Below are 26,330 nucleotides of genomic sequence, written 5' to 3'. Positions count from 1 at the left end.
GACTGATCTCGGGCAACGCTAGTTGAGAATCTGCTCCCGCAGGATCGACATCGGAATCGACCCCAGGGATAACGCCTCGCGGTGGAAATCGCGGACGGATTGGCCCTGAGCGACGGCGTCGTCACGAGTTTGCTGCCAGAGACGCTGGCCCAAAGCATAGGAAGGTGCTTGACCTGGCCAGCCCAGGTAGCGGTTGAGCTCAAAGCGCAGGTTGGCCTCGTCCATGGCGGAGTTATCACGCAGGAAGGCCTTGGCATAAGAGGCATCCCACACGTTGGCACCTTCCGGAGCCTTCTTGCGCAGGTGGACACCGATGTCCAGAACGACGCGGGCCGCGCGGAGACGCTGGGCGTCGAGAAGCCCCATGCGGGTGCCCAGATCCTCGTGGTAGCCAAGTTCTTCCATGAGCTGCTCGGCATAGAGCGCCCAGCCCTCGCCGTGGCCGGAATTCCAACAAGCGACTCGGCGCCAGAGGTTGAGCTTGTCGCGCTCGACCAACGTCTGGCCAATCTGCAGGTGGTGGCCGGGGACGCCTTCGTGGAAGACAGTGGTCAGTTCCTGCCAGGTGTGGAAGGTTTTCTGGGTGGGCGGAACGGACCACCACATGCGGCCCGGGCGGGAGAAATCATCGCTCGGCGGGGTGTAAAAAATACCGCCAGTCCCGGCCGGATCGATGCGACACTCGATGGTGCGGACCTGCTCGGGGATATCAAAAGCAGTGGCACTCAAATCAGTGACGGCTTGATCTGCCGTGCGCTGCATCCATTCGACCAGTTCATCGGTGCCATTGAGGGTGTAGCGTTCCTCGGCGTTGAGATGGCGGAATGCGCGGGTCACGCTCGTCTTCGAGCCATAGAGCTTGGCGGCGATCCGCTTTTGTTCATCGGTGATCTCGCGGAGGCGCTCGAGCCCCCAGGTATAGGCCTCATCCAGGTCAACGGTATCGCCTACGAATAGGTGTGAGAAGCGTCGGTAGCGATCGCGGCCCACGGCGTCTTCGTGCGGCGCGTGGGTAACTAGCTGCTCGGAAAGCCAATCCGCTAGGTCTGCGAACGCATGCTTGGCGGAGGCCACCTCGGCGGAGTGCGGATCGACGCCTAGGCTCTCCAACAGGGAACCGGAATCAGCTAGGTCGCCGCACTGCGAGGTCACATCATCGATCTGTCGCGAAGGGGCCACATGGCCGTGGGCGGCAGCCTCCGCGAGGGATTCTTGGTAGCCCTCTAGGGATTTTTTGACCTGCGAGAGCCGGGAGCGGATGGCGTCGATCTGTTCAACGGTCTCATTGGGCATCAGAACCAGGGTGTCGCGGATGGTCTGTACTGGAGAGGCGATGTTATTGAGCAGCGCCAGATCTTCCCCGTGGTAGTGCAGGTCAAGGTCAAGGCACAGTCGATCGCGCAGGACGGCTGCGGTGACGTGGTCAACCTCGTCGAAGTCATCGTCGTCATCGCATTCGTCGGTGCCGTCATCGAAGGCATCGACGTCGGCGATCATCTCGCGGGTGCGATCGGCACGCGCGCTCCAGTATTCGGGGGAAAAATCCTGCAGGTCACCCTCGTACCCATTGATGCCCCAGGCGGTGGCATCGGTGGGCGAGAGGGCCGCCAGGTCGTAGACAAAGCCTTCGCAAGAGGCATCCAGCAGCGAGGGAGCACGCTCCTCTGATCTAGGCGTCTGATGATCTACGATTTTCTCCGAACTCATGACAGGTGAGTGTAGCCGGGTCAGACAGGTTTACGACACTCATTGACCACCTCACTTGAGAGGTTCGGCCCACCAGTGTTCAGCATCTCTATGTACCTCAAAGAAAGCATCTCCTAATCAGGCCGATGAACTGGGAAAATGGATACCGCTGGGGGCTTACTTTGGTGATTATCTGGGCGTCGATAAGCTGCCGTGAATTGTTGGGCTAGCATTGCCCTCCGTGAGCTTCCGTGACGTCTTCGCCGACACTCGACCGTTGCAGGTCCCCGCCTATCGACGGCTGTGGACCGCGAACATCGCCACGACGATCGGCGCGCAGCTATCAGTAGTGGCGGTGCCGGCGCAGATTTTCTCCCTGACCGGTTCAAGCGCCTACGTCGGGCTAACCGGCCTATTCGGACTCGTGCCTTTGGTGATCTTTGGACTCTATGGCGGATCGATCGCCGATAGCTTCGATAAACGCACCGTACTTATTGTCTCCACGCTGGGCATGACCGGAACTGCCCTGGTGTTCTGGGCGATGACGCTCTCCGGCCAGGCCAATGTGTGGTGGTTGCTGTGCACTTTCTCGCTTCAACAGGCGTTTTTTGCCGTCAATCAGCCCACCCGGACGGCGGCGTTTCGCTCGATTCTGCCGGTCGAACAGCTTCCTGCCGGGGCTGCTCTGAACATGATGCTCATGCAAGCAGGAGCAATCCTCGGGCCCTTGGTAGCCGGCGCACTGATCCCGTTTATCGGATTCTCCTGGCTCTATTTTCTAGATGCACTCCTGCTTCTCCCCACCCTGGGAGCGGTGCTGGCGCTGCCTTCCTTGCCGCCAAAGCAGCTGAGCCGAGCCGGGGTGCATTCTGTCCTCGATGGCCTGCGTTATCTCCGCGGTCAGCCAATTCTCTTGGTCGCGATGCTGTTGGATTTGATCGCCATGACGTTCGGTATGCCACGGGCGCTCTATCCGGAAATTGCCGCCGAACGGTTCGGGGAGACCGAGCCTGGCATGATGCTGGCGCTGCTCTATTCCTCGATGGCTGCGGGCGCGGTGGTTGGCGGGCTCTTGTCCGGTTGGATTTCCCGGGTAGTTCGCCAAGGCTTGGCGGTGATCGTGTGCGTCCTGGTGTGGGGAGTGGCAGTGGTCATCGCCGGGCTGGCCGTAATGCTGAGTCCGGGTGCGATCGGGATCTGGGCGTGGCTGATGGTCAGCATGCTGATTTTTGGCGGCGCGGCGGATATGTTCTCCGCCAGTCTGCGCGGGGCGATCTTGCAGCAGTCAGCCGAGGAACACGTGCAGGGACGAATCCAAGGCGTTTATATTGTGGTGGTAGTCGGTGGCCCACGGTTGGCTGATGTGTTGCACGGATGGGCGGCTGGCCCACTGGGAGTAGGCATGGTGACTCTGCTGGGTGGAGTTTTGGTGATTGTCGGTACGCTCCTGTGCGCCTTATTGGTGCCTTCGTTTACCCGCTATCAAAAGCCCGGGTCGACGGAGATTATCACCACCCCTGCGAACTAAGCGGTCTAGTTCTAGCAAATAAAATTAGACTAAACAGTCTGCCTAGTATTAGGATATATTCATGCCTAATGCTGGAGCAGTCTTCTCTCGGCCGCGCACACCCGCGGCGAAATGTCTGCACTTGGTGCGCCTGAACCACATCGTCACCCGCAGTGAACTCGTCGAGGCCACCGGCCTATCTCAACCCACGATCACCCGTACTGTCAGCGCACTTATCGACGCTGGCCTCATCCAGCAGCGAACCGACCTCACTCGCTCACAGGGCCGCGGTCGCCCCACCATTCCATTGGAACTGGCGCCCAATCCTCGCCTGCACGCCGGAATCGCCGTCGGCACCTCGACCACCTATATCGGACTATTCGATACCCGCGGGCGCACCATCCGCGACGTCGAAGTACCCACCCCGGTCGCGCGGCTCTCGGAATCGGACTTCATCGAACATGTCATGGCAGGCCTCAACCGGCTTAGGGCTGGCCTTGATCGCCCGTTGGTCTGCGTCGGCGTCACCACCTCCGGCCGGGTCAGCCCCGACGGGGTGGTCAATGCTCAGAACCTTGGCTGGCAGGGCGCGGATGTCGCAGGCCGTTTGAGCTACCAATTCTCCGTCCCCGTGGTCGTTTCTGGCGCGGTCCCCGCGATCCTGGGTTCCGAGATCCAGTCCACTGACCTGCCCACCGGCACCATGGCGCTATTTGCCGATGATTCACTCGGCGCGGCCATCATCAATGATGAAGGCATCTCCCAGATCGACCTGCCGGAAAGCTGCGAGGAGCTCACCACCGAAGGTGTGCTCTGTGGACGTTTCCCCTCGCTTGCCGACGCCGCCCGTGCCCCAGAAATGCGCGCAGCCCTCGACCAACGCGCTCGCTGCCTTGGTGATCTCACCGCCAAGCTGGCCAGGGACCACGGTTCCTCCACGGTGGTCGTCGCGGGCAGCGCTTTTATCGATGATCCCGCCGCGCCAAAGCTCTTTGCCAGCCAGGTCCGCTCACTGTTGGCAGATATAGATGTAGAGCTGCGCCTGATCCCCACCCATCAGGAGATCGTCCGTGCTATCGCCCGAGCCGTGGCGCTTGATCAGCTCCTACGCGAGCCACTGAACCTATATCCTTAGATCCATGTCTGCACGGATGCGCACCCGCCACTTCACTCAAGCCAAGGCCGAGGGCCGCAGGTTTTCCTGCCTGACCAGCTATGATGCCCCGACTGCTGCCATCTTTGATCAGGCTGGCATCGATCTATTGTTGGTCGGCGATTCCGCGGCCAATGTCGTTCTCGGCCAGGCATCTACGCTGTCGATCACCCTCGATGAGATGCTATCGATGTCCCGGGCAGTCGCTGGAGCGACGCAACGCGCCTTCGTCGTGGCCGATCTGCCCTTCGGCACCTATGAATCCGGCCCCGAGCAAGCCCTAGCCACTGCGGTGCGGTTCATGAAGGAAACCGGTGTGGCCGGTGTGAAGCTAGAGGGCGGCGTCGAGATGGCACCGACAATTAGTGCGTTGGTAAAAGCCGGAATTCCGGTCGTCGCGCATATCGGCTACACCCCGCAGTCCGAGCATGCCCTCGGCGGGCATGTTGTCCAAGGCCGAGGCTCAGCCGCTGAAAGCCTGCGTGCCGACGCCCTCGCGGTCCAAACCGCAGGTGCCTTCGCCGTCGTGCTGGAAATGGTTCCAGCTGCCCTAGCAACGCAGGTCACCCAAGAGCTAGAGATCCCCACTATTGGCATCGGCGCGGGTTCTGGAACCGATGCCCAGATTTTGGTCTGGACCGATGCCTTCGGCCTCGGTGACAGCAAGGCGCCCCGGTTCGTGCGTCGCTATGCTGCCATCGGGGAGATCATGTTGGAGGCAGCACAGGTCTATCGCGCGGACGTAGAAAATGGCACCTTCCCCGATGCTTCCGAGTCCTTCGAGGATCACAAATGACGCATATTTTGCGCACTGTCGAAGAAGTGCGCAAGTTCCACTCCCCTGGCTGCCTAGGTCTCGTGCCCACTATGGGAGCACTGCACACCGGGCACCGCGAATTGATCGAGCGAGCACGCGCCGAGAATGACTCAGTAATTGTTAGCATTTTCGTCAATCCCCTGCAGTTCAGCGATCTCGGCGACTGCGCAGACTACCGCGACTATCCCCGAGATCTAGCTGCTGATCTCGAGGCACTCCAGGACTTAGACGTCGACGCAGTATTCGCTCCAGAGCCCTCCGAGATGTACCCCAACGCAGTACCGGAGGTGTGGGTTCGCGCTGGTGAGATGGGTAGCCGCCTCGAGGGTGCTAGCCGCCCAGGACACTTCGACGGCGTAACCACCGTGGTGGCCAAGCTCTTTCAACTGATCCAACCCGACCGGGCCTACTTCGGCGAAAAAGACGCCCAGCAGCTAGCGATCATCCGGCGCATGGTCGCCGACCTTAATATCCCTGTTGAGATCACTGGCGTACCCATCATCCGTGGTACTGACGGTCTCGCAGAATCGAGCCGTAACCAGCATCTATCTGCCCAGCAACGGCAACAAGCACTGATCTTGCCCCGCACTCTGTCAGCTCTGGCCCAGGGAGAAATCAGCGACGTCGACCACGCCCGGGCTGCAATTTCCGCCGCCGAGGGTGTAGAACTCGATCACCTCGAGGTTGTCGATCCAGCCACGCTATTGCCAGTACCGGATGTCCATCGACTCGATCAGCTCGACAGCGGAGCTCTGGTGGTAGCCGCCATTCGAGTGGGCAATACTCGGCTGATCGACAATATTACTATCGGCCAGCTCTAGTCTCAGTTGAAGCGGACGCTCTCCAGCGAGAGCGCCTGCTCAGGTGCTGCCTGCCTGCCAGCCAAGTCGACGTAGCGGCCAGCGTGTGGGATAAATGCTGCAGATTGCGCTGGGTCGAGCTGACGGCGCACCTTCGCAGGAACTCCTGCGGCTAATGCTTGCTCCGGTATTTCCTGGCCCTCGAGCACCACCGCGCCCGCCGCGATCAAGCAACCGGCACCGATTACTGACCTCGACAGCAGCGCAGATTTCATCCCAACCAAGGTGCCGTTTCCCACCGTTGAGCCATGGACGAGGGCCAAGTGGCCGACGGTGACATCATCGCCGAGGGTGCATGGGGCATCGCGATCGACGTGCAGGACGCTGTTGTCCTGAATATTGGTGCGCTCCCCCACTCGGATGGCATTGGTATCCGCACGCAATACGCAGCCGTAGAACACCGAAGAGTCTGCACCGATTTCTACATCACCAATCAACACCGCGGTCGGGGCGATCCAGGCCGAGGCATGAACGCGGGGAATCTTGCCAGCAAAGGGCAAAATCAATGGGCCGCTCATGCTAAAGCCGATCGCACGGAGTCGGGGCCGGTGAACAAAATAGCCTGTAAACCGGCCTCTTGTGCGGCTAGAACATTGCGAGGATTGTCGCTGAAGTAGATGATGTCTTTGGCATGCACGCCCATGGCATCGACGGCCACCGCATACATCCGGGGATCAGGTTTGATCACTCCGATGTCGCAGGAGAAAACCACCGCATCGAAATAGTCGAGCCAGCGGTGCTTGGCCCGCACCTTTTTTGCTAGTCCCAGCGGAATATTGGCGAGGACACCAGCGCAAATATCTGCGTCATCTAAGGAATCGATTAGTTCCACCATCTCTGGGTTAGCCTCGATGCTGGTTGCCCAGTCCGCAACAACGGCTTCATAAATATCGAGTGGTTCCAACCCGGCGCGGACCTGCAGCTGACGCCAAAAGCGTTCATCGCCGATATCGCCACGGTCGTAGGCCGGACGTAGCTCCTCATAGATGGGCCAGATCCGAGCATCCGCTCCTACTGCGTTTTCCACCCGGATCCGTTCGGTCTCCGTTCGCGGCTTGAGAAACACTCCGAATAGGTCGAACAGCACAGCGTTCATGATGCGGGACTCCTCTCCTTGGTTCTACTTCCAGCCTACGTGCGCACCGCAATGATTCTCGGCGGATCGAGTTCGATCTTGTCCACTTCGCAACCCATGGGATGAGATGAGCCAATGATTCTGAGCCGAAATTCAAATAGTGTCTCCGGTCACGACGTAGGATGCCTTGCATGGACACCTTCACCATCCGTCGAGAGTCAGAAGCGGATATCCCAGCCATCCGAGACCTGACTTCGCGTGCGTTCGTGGGCAAGCCTTATTCCAATCAACAAGAATCATCGATTATTGAGTCCTTGCGCGATGCCGATGCCCTGACTTTTTCCTTCATGGCGGTAAAAGGTTCATCGTTGGTCGGGCATATCGCGGCCTCCCCAGTCACCATCAGCAATGGCGCCGTTAATTGGCTAGCCATCGGCCCCATCAGCGTGGACCCGCAACGTCAGGGCGAAGGAATCGGCTCCCAGCTCATGCGGCGAGTCCTCAAAGAGTTAAGAGAAATCAACGCAGGCGGCGCGGTGGCAGTGGGAGATCCCACCTTCTATCAGCGTTTCGGTCTTGAGCATGTAGCGGACTTGGTACTCCCGGGCGTCGATAAGCAGTATTTCCTGGCGATGCCGCTGGCAGATTCCGCGATGCCCAGCGGCGAGGTGTCTTACCACCGAGCCTTTTGCTCCTAAAGCTGCTGTCTATTCGTTCGGCGGGCTGTGCCAAGCATGCCGAATGAGTGTCTCTAATACCCGCAGGTCAATGTCGGCTGGTTTATTAACGTAGATACAGCCCACCGCCCGGTCATGCTTTCCCAGCGCTGCTAAGAGATTTTCTGAATCAGGATGTCCTTGCAGGCCATAGAGCGAAATCTTCGCCTTACGCGGGCTAAAACCAACGCGAAAAGTATCGCCTTCACGTCCAGTGGCATAGCGGTAGTGAAGCTGCCCGTAGCCAATCATGCTGGACCCCCACAACACTGGATCGGCATCAGTAGCTCGGCCGAAAATCTCTAGGAGGAGACGTCCGTGTTCTACTCTGCGCGGGCTATCTAGCTGATCGATATACCCACTGACAGAACAATCCTGCGGGTGAGTCTTGATATCGGCGGCGTTTTCACCGGTCGCCCCGAAGCTAAAGGTGGCAGCCCGGTTTTCCCGTTCAGGTACGTGGCCACCCAAGCTCCCGCCGCGTTCTGCCAACGCATCCTGTGCCCGCTCTAGACTCCGCTTTCCGACGCCGCGCAAACCCGCTAGCTGCGCATAATCAACGTCATCCAGCGATTCAAGATCTACGAAACCAGCGTGGGCAAGCGCGTCAAGAGCAGAGCGAGCAATCCCAGGTACTGACTCAAGAGGGGTGGGCATGCCTCGAGCCTAGTGATATCTCTGCCGGGCGCTCGGCGGCTAGGATGTGGCGGATACCCGTGATCCGAGAACCACGGCAAAGGGGAAATGACACATGTCGCCGAAGACAACCACCCGGCACGTCGACGCCGTTCGGGCCAAACTCAGGCAGATTCCGCTGTCGGTATGGACTGGGGTGATTGGCAGCGCCAGCATCTTGATCAATCTGCTGATCGCACCCGAGCAATGGACCAGCCCTTGGATCACTGTCGTCGGATTAGCTCATGTGGCATGTCTGATTGCGGTGCCCAAACGGGTACTCCTTACCTGGGCGTTTTACCTCCCGCTCTACTTGATCGTCGCTTTCGTCCCTGATGCTCGGATCACTGCGTTTGTCTTGATCGCACCCTTGATGGCTGGGATTGTCGCTTATCTTGGACATCCACGCGCCGCAGCTTGGGGTGGCTTGCTGATTACCTTTGCCGGTTCCATTGACCCTTTGAATGGCATCTACCTGCCGGAGAATCTGCTGGCGTTGATGATCTGGGCTATTTTGCTGGCCACTGCGGTATTGACGGGAAAGACGCTGCACCAGCTGTCCAGACAACGCAGAGAGCTCATCGATCGGTGGCGAAAGGATGTCGAACAACGCCGAGAGAACCTAGCTCAGTCACTCCATGACTCGGTTGCCGCCTCGTTGACCTCGATAGTGATGCGCTCCGAAGCGCTCAACCTTCGCCAAGATTTAGACCCCCAGATCAGCGAAGAGCTCGGCGAAATAGCTGACCAAGCACGCCTTTCGATGTCCGAGGTGCGCGGACTTCTCCGTGTGCTTAGTGAGGATGCCCCAGCCCGGGAGCCACAACCGGAAGCGCCGTTATCCAGACAGTGCACTGACACCGCGAAGCTACTCCGCGCGCATGGGTTCTTGGTGGAAGTCCGCACCGAACAACCAGGCGGCGAGCTCAATGCCAACAAGCTGGTGGTGCTCCGGCAGGTGCTTAGCGAACTGAGCACCAATGTGATCAAGTACGCCGAGCCAGGTTCTACTGTGCTCCTTCAGCTGACAGAGACCGATAATGAGCTTTCTCTTGAGATCAGCAACGCGGTCCGCACTGGTGCCCAGCTACCCAATCTGGCCAGTGGGTTGGGGCTGGCAGCACTATCCCAACTTGCCGCAGGTGTTAACGGTCGTGTCTCTACCCATTCAAATGGTCAACAGTGGAGCAGCATTCTCAGGCTCCCCTACTCATCGTCGCGCTCGAGCAGCTCCCCCTAAACGGGTGGTCACTCTCGTCTACCATCCGGCCCACCGATACCAAGGGGCTGCTATTTGATGGGCTAGCAAGGGACAATAAAGCCCGATCAACACCCAGTGATCGGCACTAGTTAAGGAGCCATTATGTCAGCACTGACAGCCTCTAAGCGGCAACGTTTGGCCGCTGGCTTAGCCATCGCCGCGCTCATCTCAGTTCCGGCTCCCACCGCCACCGCCGCGGCCGAGGTCGTGGAATTTCCTGAGCAAAACATGGTGAGCGTGGCCAGCATCATTGATCTGCTGACCTGCCGTGAACAATCTAGGATCCCTTGGTGCAAGTAGAAGCAGATGAAAGCAACTGAAACCGTGACTACCTGGACTTTTCTAGTCGACGATGACCCGATCGTCTTGCAATCTTTGCGTCGATATTTCGATGCCACTGAAGATATCCGGGTGATCGGCGAAGCCGTGGACGGAGCAGATGCGTTGGCCCAGCTGGAGGATATCTGTGTCGATGTTGTCTTGGCCGATATCCACATGCCCAACATGGACGGGGTGAATTTGCTCCGCAACCTGCAGGAGCGCCCCAATCCACCGGCGTTCGTTGCTATCACTGCTCTTGACTCCGACAACACAATGCTGCAGGTACTCGCCAGCGGCGGGGCAGGCTACATCCTCAAAAGCTCCCGGCCGCAAGCCATCATCGAAGCGGTCCGTGATGCAGTTTCCGGCGGCACGACTGTCTCCCCGCAAAGCCTGACGCGACTGATGGATTATCTACCAGCGGATCCTCCACACACCGCATCCGAAGAAAGCGCAGAAAACAGCTTTGAGCTGACCAACGTTGAGCGGGAAATCTTGCTGCTTTTATGCCAAGGCATGTCGAATGCCACTATCGCTAAGACACTGAACTACTCGGAATCGACCGTGAAGAAGTACGTCTCTCAGCTCATTGGCTACTTCGGAGTGAGTTCTCGCCTGAGTCTGGCGGTCTCTGCGATCCGTAGTGGTTGGTAAAATCTCATAACCCAGCGTCGCCACAGCGATCGTCTGCGGAGGACAGCCCCTAGCCAATAGGTCATCATCGGATGTACTATTCATCGCATGCTGACCATTTCCTCTCGTTTGGATGCCATGAATCGCCTAGGGCGTGCCATGGCCGACCCCACTCGCTCCCGAATCCTCCTTGCCCTATTAGAGGGCCCCGGCTATCCGGCGGAGCTAGCCCGAGACCTCGAGCTCAGCAGAACAAACGTGTCCAACCACCTGTCCTGCCTGCGCGGTTGCGGCATCATCAAAGCCGAATCGGAAGGTCGACGCACCCGGTACGAGATTATCGACGCCCATCTCGCCCACTCCTTCAACGATCTTCTGAGCGTGACCCTCGCTCTCGACGAGAACACCGCTTGTGTTGATCCCAACTGCTGCGTGCCAGGTTGTTGCGATAACGCTGCTCAGGAGGGCAAGTAAATGGACGATTGCTGCGCTCCCGCTGCCCCGAGCAAGAACCGCGAACAAGAAAAAGCCCCAGAAAAGCACACCCCCTGGTGGCGCGATAGATCCGTTCTCATCCCGGCAGCCTCCGGCTTGATCCTGCTCATCGGACTGGCGCTGGAATGGCTCGATCTCACCTCCAGCACGATCACCCTCACCCTGTTTTGGATATCGCTCCTGCTGGGTGGCTCACAATTTGTCCCCAATTCAATTCGCTGGCTGCTTACCTCTGGCAAGCTCAGCATTGGGTTGCTGATGACCATCAGCGCCATCGGCGCAGTCCTGTTGGGCTACCTAGAAGAGGCTGCTGCACTAGCTTTCCTTTACTCCATCGCCGAGGCGCTCGAAGACCGAGCAATGAATAAGGCGACCTCAGGACTGAGCTCCCTACTGGCGATCATTCCCTCAACCGCTACCGTGGTCTCTTCCTGTGGAAGCGCTCGCACCGTGGCCATCGAGAAGCTCGCCGTGGGCGATATCCTCAGACTTTCCGCAGGTGAACGCCTGGCCACCGATGGCGTGATTAAGACTGGCCATAGCGCCCTAGATGTCTCTGCAATCGCGGGTGAATCCATCCCCATCGAGGTCGGTCCAGGCGATACGGTCCTGGCCGGTTCAATCAATACCAATGGCTCACTCGAGATTGAAGCCACCGCCAATGGCACGGACAACTCCCTGACCACGGTCGTGGAGCTAGTGAAACAAGCCCAGCATGAGAAGGGCGAACGAGCTCGGATCGCCGATCGGATGGCCAAACCTCTAGTACCCGGAGTCCTAGTCTTGGCACTCCTAGTCGGTGTGATTGGCTCCCTATTCGGCGATCCCGATGTGTGGATCCAACGTGCCCTCGTGGTTCTTGTCGCCGCCTCCCCCTGCGCCCTAGGAATTTCAGTGCCAGTGACGGTAGTCTCCGCGATCGGTGCGGCCAGCAAGCTTGGCGTGATCATCAAATCCGGCGCTGCCTTCGAGCGCCTCGGGGACATCAAACACCTCGCACTGGATAAGACTGGCACCCTAACGCGCAATCACCCCACTGTGGCCGAAGTATTGACTACCCAAGACCTCAGCCGTGCAGACGTGCTCAACTGGGCCGCCGCCCTGGAGAGCCATTCCACTCACCCGCTGGCCACCGCGATCACCTCTGCTGCCCCTCAGCTACCCGATGCTCAAGAGGTCATCGAATCTCCCGGCCAGGGTATGAGCGGCGTAATTGGCGCAATGACTATCTCGGTAGGTAGTCCCCGGTGGCTCTCCCCCGGATCTTTAACTGAAGAGGTCGCAGTCCTTGAGCAACAAGGCATGACCGTGGTCATTGTCCACCAAGATGGCAACTGCGTCGGCGCGATCGGAGTGCGCGATGAGCTGCGCCCCGAAACCCCTGAGGTCATCCAAATCCTCTCCGCTCAAGGCATCGGCACCACCATGCTCACCGGCGATAACGTCCGTACTGCCAACACCTTGGCCCGCCAGGCTGGAATCCACGACGTCCGAGCTCAACTGCGCCCGGAAGACAAGGCCACTGCGGTAGCTGGCTTGGCTGAACGTGGGCCGGTGGCGATGGTCGGTGACGGCATCAATGACACTCCTGCATTAGCCACCGCCGACGTCGGGATCGCCATGGGCACCGCCGGCTCGGATGCCGCCATCGAGTCCGCAGATGTGGCCTTTATCGGCGATGATCTGCGCCTGATTCCACGAGTCTTGGAGCACGCCCGCAAAGGCAAGCGGATCATCAACCAGAACATCATTCTCTCCCTGGCGATCATTCTCATCCTCTTGCCCTTGGCCATCACCGGTGTGCTCGGGCTAGCAGCCGTGGTGCTCATTCACGAGCTTGCTGAAGTCGTGGTCATCGCCAACGGACTCCGCGCTAGCCGAAGTGCGAGTGCTTAATATTCGCTTCATCAACCACTGAACACAGATCGTCCCCGCTTCCAATTGGAGGCGGGGACTTTTCATTCCACCGGCTAGGAAAGCTACCCAATGAGTTCATTTCACCTATGTACACAAGGAAGATCGACTCCATAAAGTACTGACCATTTACTGAATTTAATGCACACAGAATGCTACTGCCTGGCCTTTCATAGCTTTATACCAATGTGTACATTGCTCGTGTTGACATTTCTGTGTTCATAGGTCATGATTAAACACAGATTAAGCAACCAACACACAAAGGGAACACATCATGACCGCACGAAAGATCATCCTCATCGACATTGAGAACTTCAACGGAGGCCCCATCGCCACCCCGGGTCAAGCCCACTGGTGCCGCCGAATGCTGGATAACTGGATTAGCTCCACTACGGAGGATCTGATTGTGTTGGCCGCAGATATCACCACAGTGACCAACGTGCACGCTGGTTGGCAGCGCCACCGGATTCTGCCGGGACATGGTGAAAATGGAGCAGATTTTCGCCTTCTAGAGGTAATGGATGAGGATCTAGCAGCCCGCTTCGACGAAGTGGTCTTAGTTTCTGGAGACCGAATCTTTGCAGAAAAAATCTCTTGGCTGAATGGGCAGGGCTTGACCACCACCGTCTATTCCCACCCAGATGCTCTATCAAAGCGCCTGCGTTTCGCGGCTAATACCGTTATCACCACCCCGATTACTAACCCCACCGAGAACGACCACCGAAAGAGCGCCTAAATGAACACCCCCACTGGCCAATTGGCCATCAAAGACATTGCCGCCCTGGCCAATGTCACCCGCGCGGCCGTCAGTAACTGGCGTTCTCGCTACCAAGATTTCCCATCCCCCACCCCCCAATCCCCGGCCCGACGACCTCTATTCGACCTTCAAGAAATCCTCTCCTGGCTCAAGGCCAACGACCTATTAGCGCAAGATGCTGCCACTAGGAGCGTCGAATTTAGCTTGAAGGCCACCATCAACCTGCTACGCGCAAGCACGTTAGAGCCCATCAACTCCACATTCTTGACGCTCTACCTGCTAGCCCTACACAAACAAGCCGCCACAACTACCAGCGATTCCTGGCAGAGCGTTGCTGACTCGAGCACAACAGCACAACTTCACCAGGCAATCAGCGATGCCCCAGTACCCGCGCGCCATCTCCCGGCTGATGCTCCCGCATTTGTCTGCGAGATCATCACACATCTCCCCGAGACCTTGGCCCCCGATTTGATCAACGGCTTCAACAGCCTCGAGATTGAGGACTATGGCCAGGCAGCGACACTCACCATCGATTCCATCTTGGGGCTAGGCGGGCGCGGTAGCTCCAGCGAATTCGGCACCTCCAAGTCTGCCTCGTCTGCACTATTGGTCAACGCCGCTGCCACCACGATCAAAGATGGCGACACCATCTTCGATCCCGCCTGCGGTATCGGTGGTACGGCGCTCTCATTGAGTACAAGAGGTACCAATCTCAACGTCATCGGCAACGACATTGAGCTGGTTTCCGCTTTCATCGCCACCATTCATGCCTATTTGGCAGATATTCCTGCCACCTTCACCCATGGTGATTCATTGGCCAATGATCCGCACCCAGGTCTCAGTGCCCAGACCATTGTTACGGAACCTCCACTGGCGATGCGTCTCGATAGAGAGATCCAACAGTCACTGCTGGCCGAGGCAGGCATCGATGCCTCGACAGTGTTTTCGGAAGAGGCGTTTGTCCTCTATATTCTCAGCCACCTAGCTCCAGGCGGACGTGGATATGTCTTGACCGGGATGAGCACCGGATACAGCGGTCGCTCCACCCAATTCCGTCAAGCACTTGTGGCCCGCAACGCTCTTGAAGCAGTGGTTCAGCTTCCCCAGGGGTTGTTGTCCTATTCCAGCATCCCCACAATGCTGTGGGTCATTCAATCCCCGGAGCATTCCCAGGAAGCCTCGGTCCTCATCGCCGATGCCAGCGAAGCCTCCCAGCCAGAAGCTCATATCGGCCAATGGCTCACAGAGCTTAGAGCAGGCATCGATGCCTCGATTCCTACCGGGAAGATCAGCCTTGCGGAATTGATCACTAATGAGGGTTCTCTCGTCCCCGCTCAGCTGCTCCGAAAAGACCGCAGCAGCCAGGAAGTCCACCAAGAACTAGAACAATCCAGCACTCAACTGCACGATGTCTTAGAGCTCATCCACAGTGCACAGAGCGCCGAGGGGGAGTTCTTTGAACATCTTCCCACTGCCGCTGCCGTCTCCAGCCTGCACCAACTCATTGCCAGAAAAATCATCAGCAGACAACGTCCCACCCGCAGGCTTAACGCGCCGGATGAGTCACCAGAAACCGGACTCCAGGCACGACAAATTACCTCACGCCATCGGGGCAATGAGGCAAAGATCGTCACCGTTGAAAAAGACACTCCCCTGCTCCAGGACGGAGATATCGTGCTCCCCCGCATCGGGACTTCGCCCGCCTGGGTGTTCACAGCAGATGGTTCTCGCTGGGTCGCCCCGCTTGGCTTCTTAGTGTTGCGCGTCAATAATCAGGCCTTCGACCCGCACTATTTGGCAGCGTGCATCAACGCCTCATTTAATGAAGCCCCTCAGCTTGGTCTGCCGATTGCACGCAGGGAACTCAAACAAATCCAGATCCCCCACCTGGATATCGACCAGCAGCGAGAAGTCGCACGGTCTCTAGAAAAACTCAACGACCTGCACAACCAGGCCGAAGAGCTCTCAAAGCTGACAGTTAAGACGATGGATGCGGCGATCAATGTCATCCGATATGGATCGAGTAGCCGCTAGGTGCTACTTCCCAGCGCAGGCTCGCTCGGCGCTGGGTTGGAGTGCCCAGGTTGATCTGTTGCTTGTCGACGTCGCCGATTCCGGACGACCCGCGTTCCTACCAGGACCACCACAAAAATCAGGCCATAGAAAGTAGCCATCGCCGCAGAAGTAGCGGCGTTAAAGGCATAGGCAATTTGGAAGCCAGCAATGGCACCAATGGTGGAAACCACCAGTGTCCAAAAGAACATCTGCGGCAACCGATCACTGACCAGATAGGCAACCGCGGCCGGGGTGATCATCAACGAGATCACCAGAATTGCGCCCGCAGCATGGAAAGCTGCGGTGACAGTGACTGCGACCAGAAACATCAACCACAGGTTCAACCGGCGGGTACGAATGCCAATAAGTTCGGCAAATTCAGGATCGAAAGTAGCGACCTTGAGCTGGCGGTAGAACAAGAGAATAAACACCGCGTTGATCAGGAACATACCGAGCATCAAGTACATATAGGTCGGACCGAAGTCACGACCGGAGACGATCAGATGCTCGAAAGAAGCCAGGTTCAAGTCGCCAACCAACACCACGTGAGTATCGAGGTGGACATTGGTGAACTGGCCGCTAACCATGATCACGCCCACAGCAAATAGTGCGGGAAAGATCAGGCCTTGTGGTGCATCGCCAGTGATCAGGCCGGTACGCGAGAGCCATTCCGAACCCACAGCCACCATCAGCCCGGAGATGGCCGCCCCGATGATCAACCAGGGGGAGTTGAGATCCCCAGTAAGTGCGAAGCCAACAACGATGCCAGGGAATACGGCATGGCTGATGCCATCGACGAGCATGGAATTGCGGCGCAGCACAACGAAAACGCCAGGCAATGCACAGGTGATAGCAGTAACTACCGCGAGGAGCGCGGCTCCTAAAGCGAATCCCATCTAGACCGCCGCCTTAAGCTCAGCAATCGCCCGACGGCGACGGATAGCACGCACGATAATGCTGCGATCAGGTGCCGCGAGCAAAGAGAATAGGAAGATGACGAACAAGGTCACCGCGATCACCGGACCAGTAGGAATTGGGCCGAAGGCAATAGAAAGATAGGTACCCACTGCCGAGCCGACGCCACCGATCAGTCCGGAGAAAAAGACCATGCCGGGCAACGTGGAGGTCCACTGTCTAGCGGCCGCTGGCGGGGTGACCACGAAGGCAACCATGAGAACCAAGCCAATGGCTTTCGCACCGATAACAGTGGCGATGGCAATCAGGACGAACATGGCGGCGTCGATAAGCCGATTATTAAAGCCCATCACCGCAGCATGTTCCCGGTCGAAGGTGGTCAGTGCAAACTCTTTCCACATCAGCAGCAAGACCAGCAGGGCGATACCGCCAATGCTCAAAGAGACGGCAAGATCTGCCTTCGTGATGGTCGATGCGTTGCCGAATAGATAGTCTTGGATGCCGCCTTTGTCCGGAATCGGATTGTTCTGGATGTACTGCATCATCAACATGCCCAGGCCAAAGAAGGCGGAAAGCACCACTGCCATAGCGGTGTCGATCTTGATTTTGGTGGCTCGGGGGATCCAGTTCGTGGCTACCACCACGAACGTGCCAACGATTACCGCACCAATAATCAAGGCCAGCATGCTGCGCCCATAAAGCCCCAATGAGGTCATCAGGAGGAATGCGGCCAATGTTCCTGGCAGCGCCGAGTGCGAGATCACGTCACTGATCAGCGACTGTCGACGCAGATACGCGAAGGAGCCAAGCGTACCGGCAACCACGCCAATAATGGTTGTTCCCCAGAACACCATCGTAAAGGTGTGGTCAGCAAAAAACTCCACTGGAGTCACGGCCGTTGCGCCTCCAGACCATAGGCGATTCGGATCAGGTCTTCAGTGAAATGCGATCCCACCGGGCCAGAACTGACCACTCGACCGGTGTTGAGCATGGTGACTTGGTCACAATAGTCGGGCACGGTCTTAAGGTCATGGTGGACCAAGATGATGGTCTTTCCTTCGCCGCGCAGCCGGTGCATCACATCCACAATGGTCTGCTGGCTATAGGCATCGACTCCTTGGAAAGGCTCATCCATGAAGTACAGATCCGGCTGCTGAGCCAGCGTGCGCGAGAGAAATACCCGCTGACGTTGTCCGCCGGAGAGCTGACCGATCTGCCGATCAGCCAAATTGGTAATGCCAGTTTGCTCCATTGCATCGGCGGCCCGTTGCTTCTCCGCTTTTCCGGGACGACGAAACCAACCGAGCCGGCCATAGGTTCCCATGAGCACCACATCGGCCACGGTGGTGGGAAAATCCCAGTCCACACTGGTCTGTTGTGGCATGTACCCGATGTGGTTGCGCACTGCGCCAAGCTGCTGACCGAAAAACTCAGTATGCCCACTGAGCGTAGGTATCAAACCCAGCATCGATTTCAACAAGGTTGATTTTCCAGAGCCATTAGGACCGACGATGCCCATCACCACTCCCTGGGGGACTTCCACGTTGACTCCGCGTAAGACAGGGTCAACCCGATAAGCCACCGAGATATTAGTAGCGACCACAGCCGGGCCGGTTGTCGAGATTGTCATTTATTCTCCCAGTGCCTGCGCAACGGTGTTGACGTTATTTTCAAAAACGCCGAGGTAGGTGTCCACGGGCTCAGTGGGCCCGAGGGAGTCAGCGAAGAGCTCTTCGGTGGATATCTCTACGTCCCAGCCACGAGACTCGACGGCTTCCCGCAAGGAAGTAATCGCCTGCGGATTAGCTTGGTTATCTTGGAAGATCACCGGAACCTCGTTGTCCACGATGTAATCAGCCAGATCAGAGAGCTCAGTGGCAGATAGTGCGGCCTGAGTGGAAATAAAGTCAGTAGCTCGGACTTCTAAGCCATAGGTATCGCCGAAGTAGTTGAAGGCATCATGTCCGGTGACCAGGACTCGAGGATCGGGGATGCTTGAAAGCTGCTCTTGTGCCCAATCATCAGCCTCACTGATCTGCTCTTGGAAATCGGTGGCATTAGCCTCATACTCATCCGCGCTAGCTGGAACGGCCTCACCCATGCGGTCAGCTATATCTTCGACCACCAACGACCAAGCATCAGGACTGTTCCAGATATGCGGGTCATGGAGGGGATTTCCCTCATCGTCGGTCTGATCCCAGGCCAGCAGCATGTCCTCGGGCAACATCTCGCCGACAGCTAGCTGCTTGTCGCCGAGACTTTCCAGCTGATCAATCATCTGAGCTTCTAGGTGCAGACCATTCCAGAAGACTAGATCTACATCCCGCATGGCTTCAATGTCTTGAGTGGAGGGCTGGTAGGTGTGCGGATCGCCACCTGGACCGACCATGGTGGTCACTTCAGCATCAGGATCGATATTGAGTACCGCATCTGCCAAATAGCCAGTGGTGGCATAAACGGTGAGCGGTCCGTCGCTTTCAGCATTGGCAGTCTCCGTCTCCACGGAACAGCTGGCCAGCATCAGTGAGCTAGTGGTTGTCAGAACTACGGCGGGCAATAACCGGCGGAACGATGTCACGGTATATCTCTCCTCGGTGTCTGAAGTTTGATCTTCAATTGATTGAACTTTAGATAACAGTATCGTTGAAAGCTACCCTTAGCAAGCAACTAGCCCCGCTCCTACCGCTCCGATACGCTGGCGAACATGCACGTGAGCGACTTGGCAGACCGATCCCAGGACTACCTAAAAGAAATCTGGAATATCAATGAACACTCCGGCGCCCCCGCACCCTTGGGGGAGTTAGCCGCCCGAGTGGGACAAAAAACGACAACAGCTTCGGAAGCGATCCGTCGATTAGCGGCCAAGGGCCTCGTCATTCAGGAGCCCTATAAGGGCGCCATCCTGACTGCCGCCGGACAGCGGCTGGCGATGGACATGGTGCGTCGGCACCGCCTATTAGAGACCTTCTTGGTGCAGACGCTCGGCTACACCTGGGATGAAGTTCATGAGGACGCGGAATCTCTCGAACACTCCGTCTCCGACCGGCTTATGTCGCGAATCGACGCCCACCTAGGCCACCCCGAACGCGACCCACATGGAGACCCCATCCCCGATGCGGCAGGGCAGATTCCTCAGGTTGACTGGGTGAGCCTAGCTGCGATTTCCCCAGGTCAGACGGTCACCGTCGAGCAAGCCAACGATCACGATCCGCAACTGTTGCGCTACCTGGCCGAACACGGAATGATCCCCGGATCCCAGCTCACCGTGCTCGAATCACCTGCAGCGGGCATGCTCAAAGTCCAGATCGGCACCGTCGAATTCTTGCTCGCCGAAAGCGCGCTCGCCGAGATCCGAGTCCGCCGGGACAACTAGCTCCGAACCTGCCCGCTGAGCTCGAAGAACCACATGATGTGTTCGCGCAGAGCAGCAGCGGCGTCGCTTCCCCGATGCTCCCGTACCGCCTGCAGGATCTGCCGGTGCTGCCGCCGAAGAACCACGCTCACCGAAGGCCAATCTTCTACATCCGACACTGTCTCTTGGACATAGCCAATGGTGGCTTGGCGCAGCGACTCCATGATCGTTTCCACCACGACATTGCCCGCCAATGAGACCAGCAGCAGATGAAATTGGGTGTCATAGTGGTGAAACTCGCCGGCGGGCAGATCAGGATCATCCATCAGGTCCAATAGACGCTCAGCGCGAGCCAGCGTCTCGTATCGCTTTGGGGAATCCTCCGCCGCGGCGGCTTGAACTGCAGATTGGATCTCCAACAACAATCGAGTCTCCACCAGATCCCCCACCGGCAAAGAGCGGGTAGCCACGTGCATCCTTAAGGCCCACGACAGTGCTGTCGACGGTTCCGAGATAACCACGGCGCCTGCCGCAGGTCCGGAACCGGTCGAGGAACGAACCAATCCCATCGCGTCCAAAACGCGGATTGCTTCACGCACCGAGGCTCGAGAGATGGAAAAATCCTCAGCGAGCTGCCGTTCACCAGGGAGTTTATCGCCCACAGAGATCTCCCCGCTGCGAAGTCGCGCCTCCAGCCATTCAAGAACGACAGAGTAAGCACGGGGCTGATCGGTCAACATGGAGCGGGCCTCCTAGGGCGCTAAGGAATTTCACCAATCCTAGGCCCGCACCGGCCAGAGACCGGAAAAGGCCATATTCTCCTCTGCCAATCTTTCCCAGATTGTGGTTGATCAGCAGCGCAGAAGCAGGACGTGAACACAGACACGGACATCGATAGCGGTAGACCTGGACATCACTCTCCAGGATTAGCTCATTCCACGACCGATGTCTGACTTATGAGATCTACAACCTGGACGGCCCTAAAGCATATAACGTGATTATATTGAGTAAGTGAACTAGCCCCGTTCCGTGACGGTTGCGTGACTTCAATCACTAACTTATTATGGTCTGACCACAGGTGTGCGGGCCCCGATTCGCTCATCTCCGATAATTTTGGAGGTCCTATGAGGATCGCGCTGTTTTCCACCTGCATCGTGGATGCCATGTATCCAAAGGTCGCGCTGGCCACCGTCCGCGTGTTGGAACGACTTGGCCATGAGGTGGTTTTCCCCACCGGCCAGGGCTGCTGCTCACAGATGCACGTCAACAGTGGCTACCTGGCAGATGCGCTTCCAGTGGTCCGAAACCACGTCAAGGCGTTTTCCACGGCCGATTATGACGTAGCCGTCGCGCCTTCCGGATCATGCGTGGCCTCCCTAGGACACCAACAACCGATGGTCGCCCGCGTCGGCGGAGATGAACTCCTAGCCAAGCAGGCTGCCGAGGTTGCCGAAAACACCTATGAGCTCTCCCAACTGCTCGTCGACGTCCTCGGAATCACCGATGCCGCCGAACAACTGGGCTCTTATTTCCCGCACTCGGTGACCTATCACCCCTCCTGCCACGGCATGCGCCTGCTGCGACTGGGCGACCGTCAACAAGATCTCATCAGCTCAGTTGAGGGCATTGATTTTCGCCCGCTACCGGATGCGGAAGAGTGTTGCGGCTTTGGCGGTACGTTTTCCATGAAAAATGCAGATGTCTCCGGCGCGATGGTCGAAGAAAAGATCGGCAATATCACGACTACCGGCGCGCAGGCCTGTACCGGCGGCGACGCCTCCTGCTTGCTGCATATCGGTGGAGCGATGTCGCGGCGCACAGTCGAGGTTCGAACTGTCCACTTTGCTGAGATCCTCGCCTCTACCCGAGAGAATCCACTCGATATCACTGGCCCACTCGAACTTTCCATCCCCGCTCCCGCCAAAGGAAGTGCCCGATGAGCACCACCTCTCTGGGAATCCCCAGCATCCGACCCGTCCATGGTCAGGGCAACTTGCACGCCGAGACTGCCTTCCCCAAGGCTGCTAAGGAGCAGCTGCGCAACGAGCAAATGCGCGCGAATATCCAGCACGCTACCCACACCATCCGAGAAAAACGGGCACACGTAGCCGCGGAGCTGCCCGATTGGGAGCACCTGCGCGATACCGGTTCTGCTCTCAAACAACAGGTAGCCGCAAATCTTCCAGAACTACTCGAAGAGTTTGAACGCAATTTCACCGCCCGCGGCGGCACCGTCCACTGGGCCAGGGATGCCGACGAAGCCAACCGCATCGTCACTGAACTCATTCAGGCCACCGGTTCTACGGAAGTCATCAAGGTTAAATCCATGGCCACCCAGGAAATCGACCTGGAAGCCCACCTTCACCGCCACGGCATCACCGCGACCGAGACTGACCTGGCAGAACTGATTGTTCAACTGGGCAAGGACAAGCCCTCTCACATCTTGGTCCCGGCTATCCACCGCAACCGGCACGAGGTTCGAGACATCTTCATCAAAGAGATGCCTGAGACTGATGAGAGCCTGACCTCTGAGCCGCGTGATCTCGCCGAAGCAGCGCGCCGACACCTGCGTGAGAAGTTCCTCAGCACCTCCGTTGCAGTCTCTGGTGCCAACTTCGGCGTCGCGGAGACCGGTACTCTCACCGTCGTCGAGTCCGAGGGCAACGGCCGCATGTGCCTGACGCTGCCCGATACCTTGATCACGGTCATGGGCATCGAGAAAATCGTTCCGAGCTTCTCTGACCTGGAGGTTTTCCTCCAGCTGTTACCGCGTTCCTCCACCGGCGAGCGCATGAATCCCTATACCTCCATGTGGACCGGCGTCACCCCGGATGATGGGCCACAGGATGTCCATGTGGTGCTCTTAGATAACGGCCGCACCGCTGTTCTCGATGACCCGGCTGGCCGTTCGGCGTTGCACTGTATTCGCTGCTCCGCCTGTCTCAACGTCTGCCCGGTCTACGAACATGCTGGCGGGCATTCCTATGGTTCGACCTACCCGGGCCCGATCGGGGCGATCCTCTCCCCGCAGCTGACCGGCATCACTTCCGAGGAAAACGCCTCACTGCCGTTCGCCTCTTCCCTCTGTGGCGCTTGCTATGACGTCTGCCCGGTCAAAATCAACATCCCTGAGATCTTGGTTCACCTGCGAGCTCAGGCCGTCGAGGCCGAGGAACACAAGGTCCCTTCCCAAATGGATCTCCTGATGAAGGGGGCGTCGATAGTGATGTCATCGGGAACTCGGATGGGGCTGATCGAACGAGGACTTCCGGTTGGCCGGATCGCGGCTGGCCCCAAGCACTCGATCGGTTGGCTTCCGGGTATCGCCGGCGGTTGGACCGATGAACGCAATATTCCCGCCCCGCCAAACCAATCCTTCCGCAATTGGTGGAAAAAGCATGCAGGCGAAACCGAACAACGCCTCCAGCAGGATGGCCAGCACCCTCAGCAGGAGCAATAATGAGTAACGAAGCCAAGACCGAGATCCTTCGGCGAATCAAAAACTCGCTTGACGACGCCCCCCTAGCTCCCGAGATCCCGCGAGACTACCGACGAGTCTCCGATCAAGACCCGGCTGCCATCCTCACCATGCTCGAGGAGCGCCTACTCGACTACAAGGCGGCCGTCTTCCACGAGACCGCCCAATCCCTACCGCTCCTATTGGCTAAGTTATGTATCGATGCCACCAAAGTGATTGTGCCCGAGGGAATCGATCACTCCTGGCTGCCTAGTAATTCCGAAGAACAGTTCCTCTTCGAGGCACCCGGACATCCGCTCCCAGTCCATGAACTCAACGACACTATCGACGCCGTGGTCACCTCCTCCACCGTCTCTTGTGCGGAGACCGGCACCATCTTTCTCACCGGTCGACCCGATGAGGGTCGGCGGGCAATCAGCTTGGTCCCCGATCACCACATCTGCATCGTCTCGGCTAGCTCGGTAGTGGAATTGATTCCGGAGGCATTGGCCCAGATAGAGCCCACCGCACCGATCACAATGATCTCTGGGCCGTCAGCGACTTCTGATATCGAACTTGAAAGGGTCGAGGGTGTTCATGGTCCTCGGCGGCTGGACGTAGTTCTACTGAGCTGAGGTACTTGCTGCAGCTCCGCGATATGCGCTTAGAATCACCTTGTGAGCTGGGCAAATACCAATAGCGGACTGTTCAGGGCGAAGTACTGCCCACCACTCACAGAGCCAAACTGTACGTTTCCTGTACGTTTCCAGGGTAAAAATCTCCCCCTGGGAGATGCTTCGAATTCTGCCAGCGCTGTTCCGGAATCTCTCACAGTCCTTTCGCACGCATCAGAATTTCTCAGATATTCCCTGCTGAGAGATAGTTCTTAAAAGATCAAGACAACTCATGTCACTTCAGCTTTGCCCATGATCGAGACAGCCGAAGCAAAAGCAGGAAACCAGACTCACCCGGACATTCTTAAAGCTTGCTTCCAGAAAACCTACGGGTTAATTCCAGGTAAATGGCTTTTAGTAAGGACATGAGCACATCACTGACCGGCAGGTATGCCACCCCGGAGAGGACGAAAACCGGGGCCAAGGAGACCGCGTCCCCCGCACCCGTTTCGCCTCACCTATTCAATCGCTTTGAAATCAAGTACTTGGTTGCGGAGGAGGATATCCCGCGTCTGCGAGATTCCCTCACCCAGCGTTTGGACTTCGACCCGCTATCCCCCGAGGGTGGATACCGCGTTGAGTCCCTCTACTTCGATTCTCCGGATCTGCGTTTCTACTACGAAAAGATCGAGGGCCTGAAGTTCCGCCGTAAACTGCGCATCCGTCGCTACGGCGACGGGGTTGCCACGGCAGACTCGCAGGTATCGGTGGAAATCAAACAGCGTGTCAACAAAGTCACGCAGAAGCGTCGCCTTAATCTCGGCTTCGCTGATGCGATGGCACTGTGCGATGCCAGCGGAGAATCGGTCGGCTACCAAGCCCTTCCCGAGGATCTCATCCCGAAGCTGCCGGAACGTGACCATGCTCTAGTCAACGAAATTTCCGCCTTTGTAGTCAATAACCGACTACGCCCCATCGCCACCACCACCTACAAGCGCGAAGCCTTCGCTGGCAAGGACGCAGAGTCGGGTGCTCGAGTCACCATCGATCACGGTGTCTCTGGCCGTGACCGCGACTTTCTGCTCGGAGACCCGGATGCGGAAAACCGCCCCACCGTCGACCAGCGATTCGCCGTCGTTGAGATCAAGGCAGACGAACGAGTTCCGTTCTGGCTCACTGATCTCACCGCCCACCACGGGATGTCGGTGATCCGGATGTCTAAATACTGCAACAGTGTCGAGGCCTTCCATCTCCGCCCCGCCTCTGCCATCGGCAGCGTTGATCCCATTCACTTCGCTTAAATTTCATAAGAAAGCTGATCTCCATCATGACTGAAACAGATTTCTCCAGTATTTTTGATTTCCAAGATCTCTCCGGAACCTTCTCCGTCCTCGATGTCTTCCTTTCACTGCTTCTGGCCTTCGTGCTCACCAGCATCATCGGTGTGGTTTATCAAAAGACCCACCGCAACGTCTCCTACAGCCAGTCTTTCGTGCAGACCTTGGTCTTGGTCGGCATGGTTATTGCCGTGATCATGCTCGTGGTCGGTTCCAACATCGCCCGCGCCTTCGCGCTGGTCGGCGCACTGTCGGTCATCCGTTTCCGTAATGCCGTCAAGGAGACTCGCGACGTCGGCTTCCTCTTCTTAGCGATGGCCGTCGGTATGACCACCGGTACCCGCTTCTATGTGCTCGCTATTGCCGCCACTGTCATCATCTGCTCTGTCATGCTGATCATGTACCGCTTCGACTGGTTCCGCGCCGACATCCAACGCCAGGTCATCAAGGTTCAGGTCCCTGCCGACGGCGTCGATGACTCCGGGAACTCTCCTTCCGAGGCTGTCGAGATGATCTTGGCGGCTAACTGCACCTCCTTCGAGATGATCTCCGCAGAATCGGTCCGCGGTGGCGCATTAACCGAATATTCTTATACCGCCCAAATGCGTAAGACCGTTAAGCCCCAAGAACTGGTCTCCGCGCTGCGCGATGTCAACTACGGCCAGAAGGCCACCGTCCTCACCGGCCACGACCAGACGGACGTGTGATCTAGAATGCCGACTTACCGTAA

The 26,330-nt window shown here is 57.8% G+C and carries 27 protein-coding genes; 18 read left to right on the top strand and 9 right to left on the bottom strand.

The window, feature by feature from the left end; genetic code table 11:
- Positions 1-18: 18 nt before the first annotated feature.
- Entirely contained in the window at positions 19-1,707 is a 1,689-nt protein-coding gene (locus C5L39_RS10025; RefSeq protein WP_123048765.1) for a DUF885 domain-containing protein, read from the bottom strand.
- Positions 1,708-1,927: 220 nt separating this feature from the next.
- Between C5L39_RS10025 and C5L39_RS10020 the strand changes: the two genes are divergently transcribed.
- From C5L39_RS10020 to panC, 4 genes are all read left to right on the top strand, one after another.
- Positions 1,928-3,214 carry an MFS transporter gene (locus tag C5L39_RS10020; RefSeq protein ID WP_123048764.1) on the top strand — a complete coding sequence of 429 codons (1,287 nt, stop codon included), beginning with the start codon at positions 1,928-1,930 and terminating at the stop codon, positions 3,212-3,214.
- Between the two features lie 61 nt (positions 3,215-3,275).
- The gene (locus C5L39_RS10015) at positions 3,276-4,328 is read left to right on the top strand and encodes an ROK family transcriptional regulator (protein WP_123048763.1); all 1,053 of its coding nucleotides are present in this window, start codon (positions 3,276-3,278) and stop codon (positions 4,326-4,328) included.
- A gap of 4 nt (positions 4,329-4,332) precedes the next feature.
- Positions 4,333-5,142: a 3-methyl-2-oxobutanoate hydroxymethyltransferase gene (gene panB, locus C5L39_RS10010; RefSeq protein ID WP_123048762.1), complete on the top strand. Its 810-nt coding sequence runs from the start codon at positions 4,333-4,335 to the stop codon at positions 5,140-5,142.
- Positions 5,139-5,984: a pantoate--beta-alanine ligase gene (gene panC, locus C5L39_RS10005; protein ID WP_123048761.1), complete on the top strand. Its 846-nt coding sequence runs from the start codon at positions 5,139-5,141 to the stop codon at positions 5,982-5,984. Before panB ends, panC begins: the two co-directional genes overlap by 4 nt.
- A gap of 2 nt (positions 5,985-5,986) precedes the next feature.
- On the opposite strand, the gene C5L39_RS10000 is transcribed toward panC, so the two are convergent.
- Together C5L39_RS10000 and C5L39_RS09995 are read right to left on the bottom strand one after the other, a co-directional pair.
- Positions 5,987-6,541 (bottom strand): gamma carbonic anhydrase family protein, encoded by a 555-nt coding sequence (locus tag C5L39_RS10000; protein ID WP_123048760.1) that lies wholly within the window; start codon positions 6,539-6,541, stop codon positions 5,987-5,989.
- Positions 6,538-7,119, bottom strand: a complete 582-nt coding sequence (locus C5L39_RS09995; RefSeq protein ID WP_123048759.1) for an HAD family hydrolase — start codon at positions 7,117-7,119, stop codon at positions 6,538-6,540. The genes C5L39_RS10000 and C5L39_RS09995 overlap by 4 nt, the downstream gene beginning before the upstream one ends.
- Positions 7,120-7,289: 170 nt before the next feature.
- Here C5L39_RS09995 and C5L39_RS09990 point away from each other — a divergent pair, with 170 nt between their 5' ends.
- Entirely contained in the window at positions 7,290-7,796 is a 507-nt protein-coding gene (locus tag C5L39_RS09990) for a GNAT family N-acetyltransferase (protein ID WP_123048758.1), read from the top strand.
- 9 nt (positions 7,797-7,805) lie between these two features.
- Here the strand turns inward: C5L39_RS09990 and C5L39_RS09985 are convergent, their stop codons facing one another.
- Positions 7,806-8,471 (bottom strand): DUF1801 domain-containing protein, encoded by a 666-nt coding sequence (locus C5L39_RS09985; protein WP_123048757.1) that lies wholly within the window; start codon positions 8,469-8,471, stop codon positions 7,806-7,808.
- Between the two features lie 94 nt (positions 8,472-8,565).
- Between C5L39_RS09985 and C5L39_RS09980 the strand changes: the two genes are divergently transcribed.
- The 7 genes from C5L39_RS09980 (at position 8,566) to C5L39_RS09950 (ending at position 15,904) form a co-directional block, all read left to right on the top strand.
- On the top strand, positions 8,566-9,729 hold the full coding sequence (locus tag C5L39_RS09980) for a sensor histidine kinase (protein WP_123048756.1): 1,164 nt from the start codon (positions 8,566-8,568) through the stop codon (positions 9,727-9,729).
- Positions 9,730-9,852: 123 nt separating this feature from the next.
- Entirely contained in the window at positions 9,853-10,050 is a 198-nt protein-coding gene (locus C5L39_RS09975; protein WP_123048755.1) for a hypothetical protein, read from the top strand.
- 6 nt (positions 10,051-10,056) lie between these two features.
- Complete coding sequence (locus tag C5L39_RS09970) at positions 10,057-10,725, top strand: response regulator (protein ID WP_197714740.1); 669 nt, start codon at positions 10,057-10,059, stop codon at positions 10,723-10,725.
- 87 nt (positions 10,726-10,812) lie between these two features.
- Positions 10,813-11,178, top strand: a complete 366-nt coding sequence (cmtR, locus tag C5L39_RS09965; protein ID WP_123048754.1) for a Cd(II)/Pb(II)-sensing metalloregulatory transcriptional regulator CmtR — start codon at positions 10,813-10,815, stop codon at positions 11,176-11,178.
- Entirely contained in the window at positions 11,179-13,095 is a 1,917-nt protein-coding gene (locus tag C5L39_RS09960; protein ID WP_123048753.1) for a heavy metal translocating P-type ATPase, read from the top strand.
- Positions 13,096-13,387: 292 nt separating this feature from the next.
- Complete coding sequence (locus tag C5L39_RS09955) at positions 13,388-13,849, top strand: NYN domain-containing protein (protein WP_123048752.1); 462 nt, start codon at positions 13,388-13,390, stop codon at positions 13,847-13,849.
- Complete coding sequence (locus tag C5L39_RS09950) at positions 13,850-15,904, top strand: N-6 DNA methylase (RefSeq protein WP_123048751.1); 2,055 nt, start codon at positions 13,850-13,852, stop codon at positions 15,902-15,904.
- On the opposite strand, the gene C5L39_RS09945 is transcribed toward C5L39_RS09950, so the two are convergent.
- From C5L39_RS09945 to C5L39_RS09930, 4 genes are read right to left on the bottom strand one after another with little or no spacing between them, the layout of a single operon-like run.
- Positions 15,901-16,821 carry a metal ABC transporter permease gene (locus C5L39_RS09945; protein ID WP_123048750.1) on the bottom strand — a complete coding sequence of 307 codons (921 nt, stop codon included), beginning with the start codon at positions 16,819-16,821 and terminating at the stop codon, positions 15,901-15,903. The genes C5L39_RS09950 and C5L39_RS09945 overlap by 4 nt on opposite strands.
- Entirely contained in the window at positions 16,822-17,733 is a 912-nt protein-coding gene (locus C5L39_RS09940; RefSeq protein ID WP_123048749.1) for a metal ABC transporter permease, read from the bottom strand.
- A complete protein-coding gene (locus tag C5L39_RS09935) occupies positions 17,730-18,470 on the bottom strand; it encodes a metal ABC transporter ATP-binding protein (protein WP_123048748.1) in 741 nt (246 codons plus the stop codon). Before C5L39_RS09935 ends, C5L39_RS09940 begins: the two co-directional genes overlap by 4 nt.
- Positions 18,471-19,418, bottom strand: coding sequence for a metal ABC transporter substrate-binding protein (locus tag C5L39_RS09930; RefSeq protein WP_245974972.1), 948 nt, complete (start codon positions 19,416-19,418; stop codon positions 18,471-18,473). It lies immediately after the preceding gene.
- 126 nt (positions 19,419-19,544) lie between these two features.
- Between C5L39_RS09930 and C5L39_RS09925 the strand changes: the two genes are divergently transcribed.
- A complete protein-coding gene (locus C5L39_RS09925; RefSeq protein ID WP_123048747.1) occupies positions 19,545-20,213 on the top strand; it encodes a metal-dependent transcriptional regulator in 669 nt (222 codons plus the stop codon).
- Here C5L39_RS09925 and C5L39_RS09920 read toward each other — a convergent pair.
- Positions 20,210-20,932, bottom strand: coding sequence for a FadR/GntR family transcriptional regulator (locus C5L39_RS09920; RefSeq protein WP_123048746.1), 723 nt, complete (start codon positions 20,930-20,932; stop codon positions 20,210-20,212). The genes C5L39_RS09925 and C5L39_RS09920 overlap by 4 nt on opposite strands.
- Before the next feature lie 384 nt (positions 20,933-21,316).
- Between C5L39_RS09920 and C5L39_RS09915 the strand changes: the two genes are divergently transcribed.
- The 5 genes from C5L39_RS09915 (at position 21,317) to C5L39_RS09895 (ending at position 26,307) form a co-directional block, all read left to right on the top strand.
- Entirely contained in the window at positions 21,317-22,132 is an 816-nt protein-coding gene (locus C5L39_RS09915) for a (Fe-S)-binding protein (protein WP_123048745.1), read from the top strand.
- The gene (locus tag C5L39_RS09910) at positions 22,129-23,652 is read left to right on the top strand and encodes a LutB/LldF family L-lactate oxidation iron-sulfur protein (RefSeq protein WP_123048744.1); all 1,524 of its coding nucleotides are present in this window, start codon (positions 22,129-22,131) and stop codon (positions 23,650-23,652) included. Before C5L39_RS09915 ends, C5L39_RS09910 begins: the two co-directional genes overlap by 4 nt.
- The gene (locus C5L39_RS09905) at positions 23,652-24,284 is read left to right on the top strand and encodes a LutC/YkgG family protein (protein ID WP_123048743.1); all 633 of its coding nucleotides are present in this window, start codon (positions 23,652-23,654) and stop codon (positions 24,282-24,284) included. Before C5L39_RS09910 ends, C5L39_RS09905 begins: the two co-directional genes overlap by 1 nt.
- Before the next feature lie 404 nt (positions 24,285-24,688).
- On the top strand, positions 24,689-25,564 hold the full coding sequence (locus C5L39_RS09900; RefSeq protein WP_123048849.1) for a polyphosphate polymerase domain-containing protein: 876 nt from the start codon (positions 24,689-24,691) through the stop codon (positions 25,562-25,564).
- Between the two features lie 26 nt (positions 25,565-25,590).
- Complete coding sequence (locus C5L39_RS09895; RefSeq protein ID WP_123048742.1) at positions 25,591-26,307, top strand: DUF4956 domain-containing protein; 717 nt, start codon at positions 25,591-25,593, stop codon at positions 26,305-26,307.
- The last annotated feature ends 23 nt before the right edge of the window (positions 26,308-26,330 follow it).

This window comes from Corynebacterium alimapuense (assembly GCF_003716585.1).
Classification (GTDB): Bacteria; Actinomycetota; Actinomycetes; order Mycobacteriales; family Mycobacteriaceae; genus Corynebacterium; species Corynebacterium alimapuense.
The sequence above is the reverse complement of the archived record's forward strand: the minus strand, read 5'-3'. Positions and strand labels throughout refer to the sequence as shown.

What these genes read in the sequence shown, in the direction of transcription:
- C5L39_RS10025 (WP_123048765.1), bottom strand. Translation starts at nt 1,707, where the DNA reads ATGAGTTCGGAGAAAATCGTAGATCATCAGACGCCTAGATCAGAGGAG.
- C5L39_RS10015 (WP_123048763.1), top strand. Translation starts at nt 3,276, where the DNA reads ATGCCTAATGCTGGAGCAGTCTTCTCTCGGCCGCGCACACCCGCGGCG.
- panB (WP_123048762.1), top strand. Translation starts at nt 4,333, where the DNA reads ATGTCTGCACGGATGCGCACCCGCCACTTCACTCAAGCCAAGGCCGAG.
- panC (WP_123048761.1), top strand. Translation starts at nt 5,139, where the DNA reads ATGACGCATATTTTGCGCACTGTCGAAGAAGTGCGCAAGTTCCACTCC.
- C5L39_RS10000 (WP_123048760.1), bottom strand. Translation starts at nt 6,541, where the DNA reads ATGAGCGGCCCATTGATTTTGCCCTTTGCTGGCAAGATTCCCCGCGTT.
- C5L39_RS09995 (WP_123048759.1), bottom strand. Translation starts at nt 7,119, where the DNA reads ATGAACGCTGTGCTGTTCGACCTATTCGGAGTGTTTCTCAAGCCGCGA.
- C5L39_RS09990 (WP_123048758.1), top strand. Translation starts at nt 7,290, where the DNA reads ATGGACACCTTCACCATCCGTCGAGAGTCAGAAGCGGATATCCCAGCC.
- C5L39_RS09985 (WP_123048757.1), bottom strand. Translation starts at nt 8,471, where the DNA reads ATGCCCACCCCTCTTGAGTCAGTACCTGGGATTGCTCGCTCTGCTCTT.
- C5L39_RS09980 (WP_123048756.1), top strand. Translation starts at nt 8,566, where the DNA reads ATGTCGCCGAAGACAACCACCCGGCACGTCGACGCCGTTCGGGCCAAA.
- C5L39_RS09975 (WP_123048755.1), top strand. Translation starts at nt 9,853, where the DNA reads ATGTCAGCACTGACAGCCTCTAAGCGGCAACGTTTGGCCGCTGGCTTA.
- C5L39_RS09970 (WP_197714740.1), top strand. Translation starts at nt 10,057, where the DNA reads ATGAAAGCAACTGAAACCGTGACTACCTGGACTTTTCTAGTCGACGAT.
- cmtR (WP_123048754.1), top strand. Translation starts at nt 10,813, where the DNA reads ATGCTGACCATTTCCTCTCGTTTGGATGCCATGAATCGCCTAGGGCGT.
- C5L39_RS09960 (WP_123048753.1), top strand. Translation starts at nt 11,179, where the DNA reads ATGGACGATTGCTGCGCTCCCGCTGCCCCGAGCAAGAACCGCGAACAA.
- C5L39_RS09955 (WP_123048752.1), top strand. Translation starts at nt 13,388, where the DNA reads ATGACCGCACGAAAGATCATCCTCATCGACATTGAGAACTTCAACGGA.
- C5L39_RS09950 (WP_123048751.1), top strand. Translation starts at nt 13,850, where the DNA reads ATGAACACCCCCACTGGCCAATTGGCCATCAAAGACATTGCCGCCCTG.
- C5L39_RS09945 (WP_123048750.1), bottom strand. Translation starts at nt 16,821, where the DNA reads ATGGGATTCGCTTTAGGAGCCGCGCTCCTCGCGGTAGTTACTGCTATC.
- C5L39_RS09935 (WP_123048748.1), bottom strand. Translation starts at nt 18,470, where the DNA reads ATGACAATCTCGACAACCGGCCCGGCTGTGGTCGCTACTAATATCTCG.
- C5L39_RS09925 (WP_123048747.1), top strand. Translation starts at nt 19,545, where the DNA reads ATGCACGTGAGCGACTTGGCAGACCGATCCCAGGACTACCTAAAAGAA.
- C5L39_RS09920 (WP_123048746.1), bottom strand. Translation starts at nt 20,932, where the DNA reads ATGTTGACCGATCAGCCCCGTGCTTACTCTGTCGTTCTTGAATGGCTG.
- C5L39_RS09915 (WP_123048745.1), top strand. Translation starts at nt 21,317, where the DNA reads ATGAGGATCGCGCTGTTTTCCACCTGCATCGTGGATGCCATGTATCCA.
- C5L39_RS09910 (WP_123048744.1), top strand. Translation starts at nt 22,129, where the DNA reads ATGAGCACCACCTCTCTGGGAATCCCCAGCATCCGACCCGTCCATGGT.
- C5L39_RS09905 (WP_123048743.1), top strand. Translation starts at nt 23,652, where the DNA reads ATGAGTAACGAAGCCAAGACCGAGATCCTTCGGCGAATCAAAAACTCG.
- C5L39_RS09900 (WP_123048849.1), top strand. Translation starts at nt 24,689, where the DNA reads ATGAGCACATCACTGACCGGCAGGTATGCCACCCCGGAGAGGACGAAA.
- C5L39_RS09895 (WP_123048742.1), top strand. Translation starts at nt 25,591, where the DNA reads ATGACTGAAACAGATTTCTCCAGTATTTTTGATTTCCAAGATCTCTCC.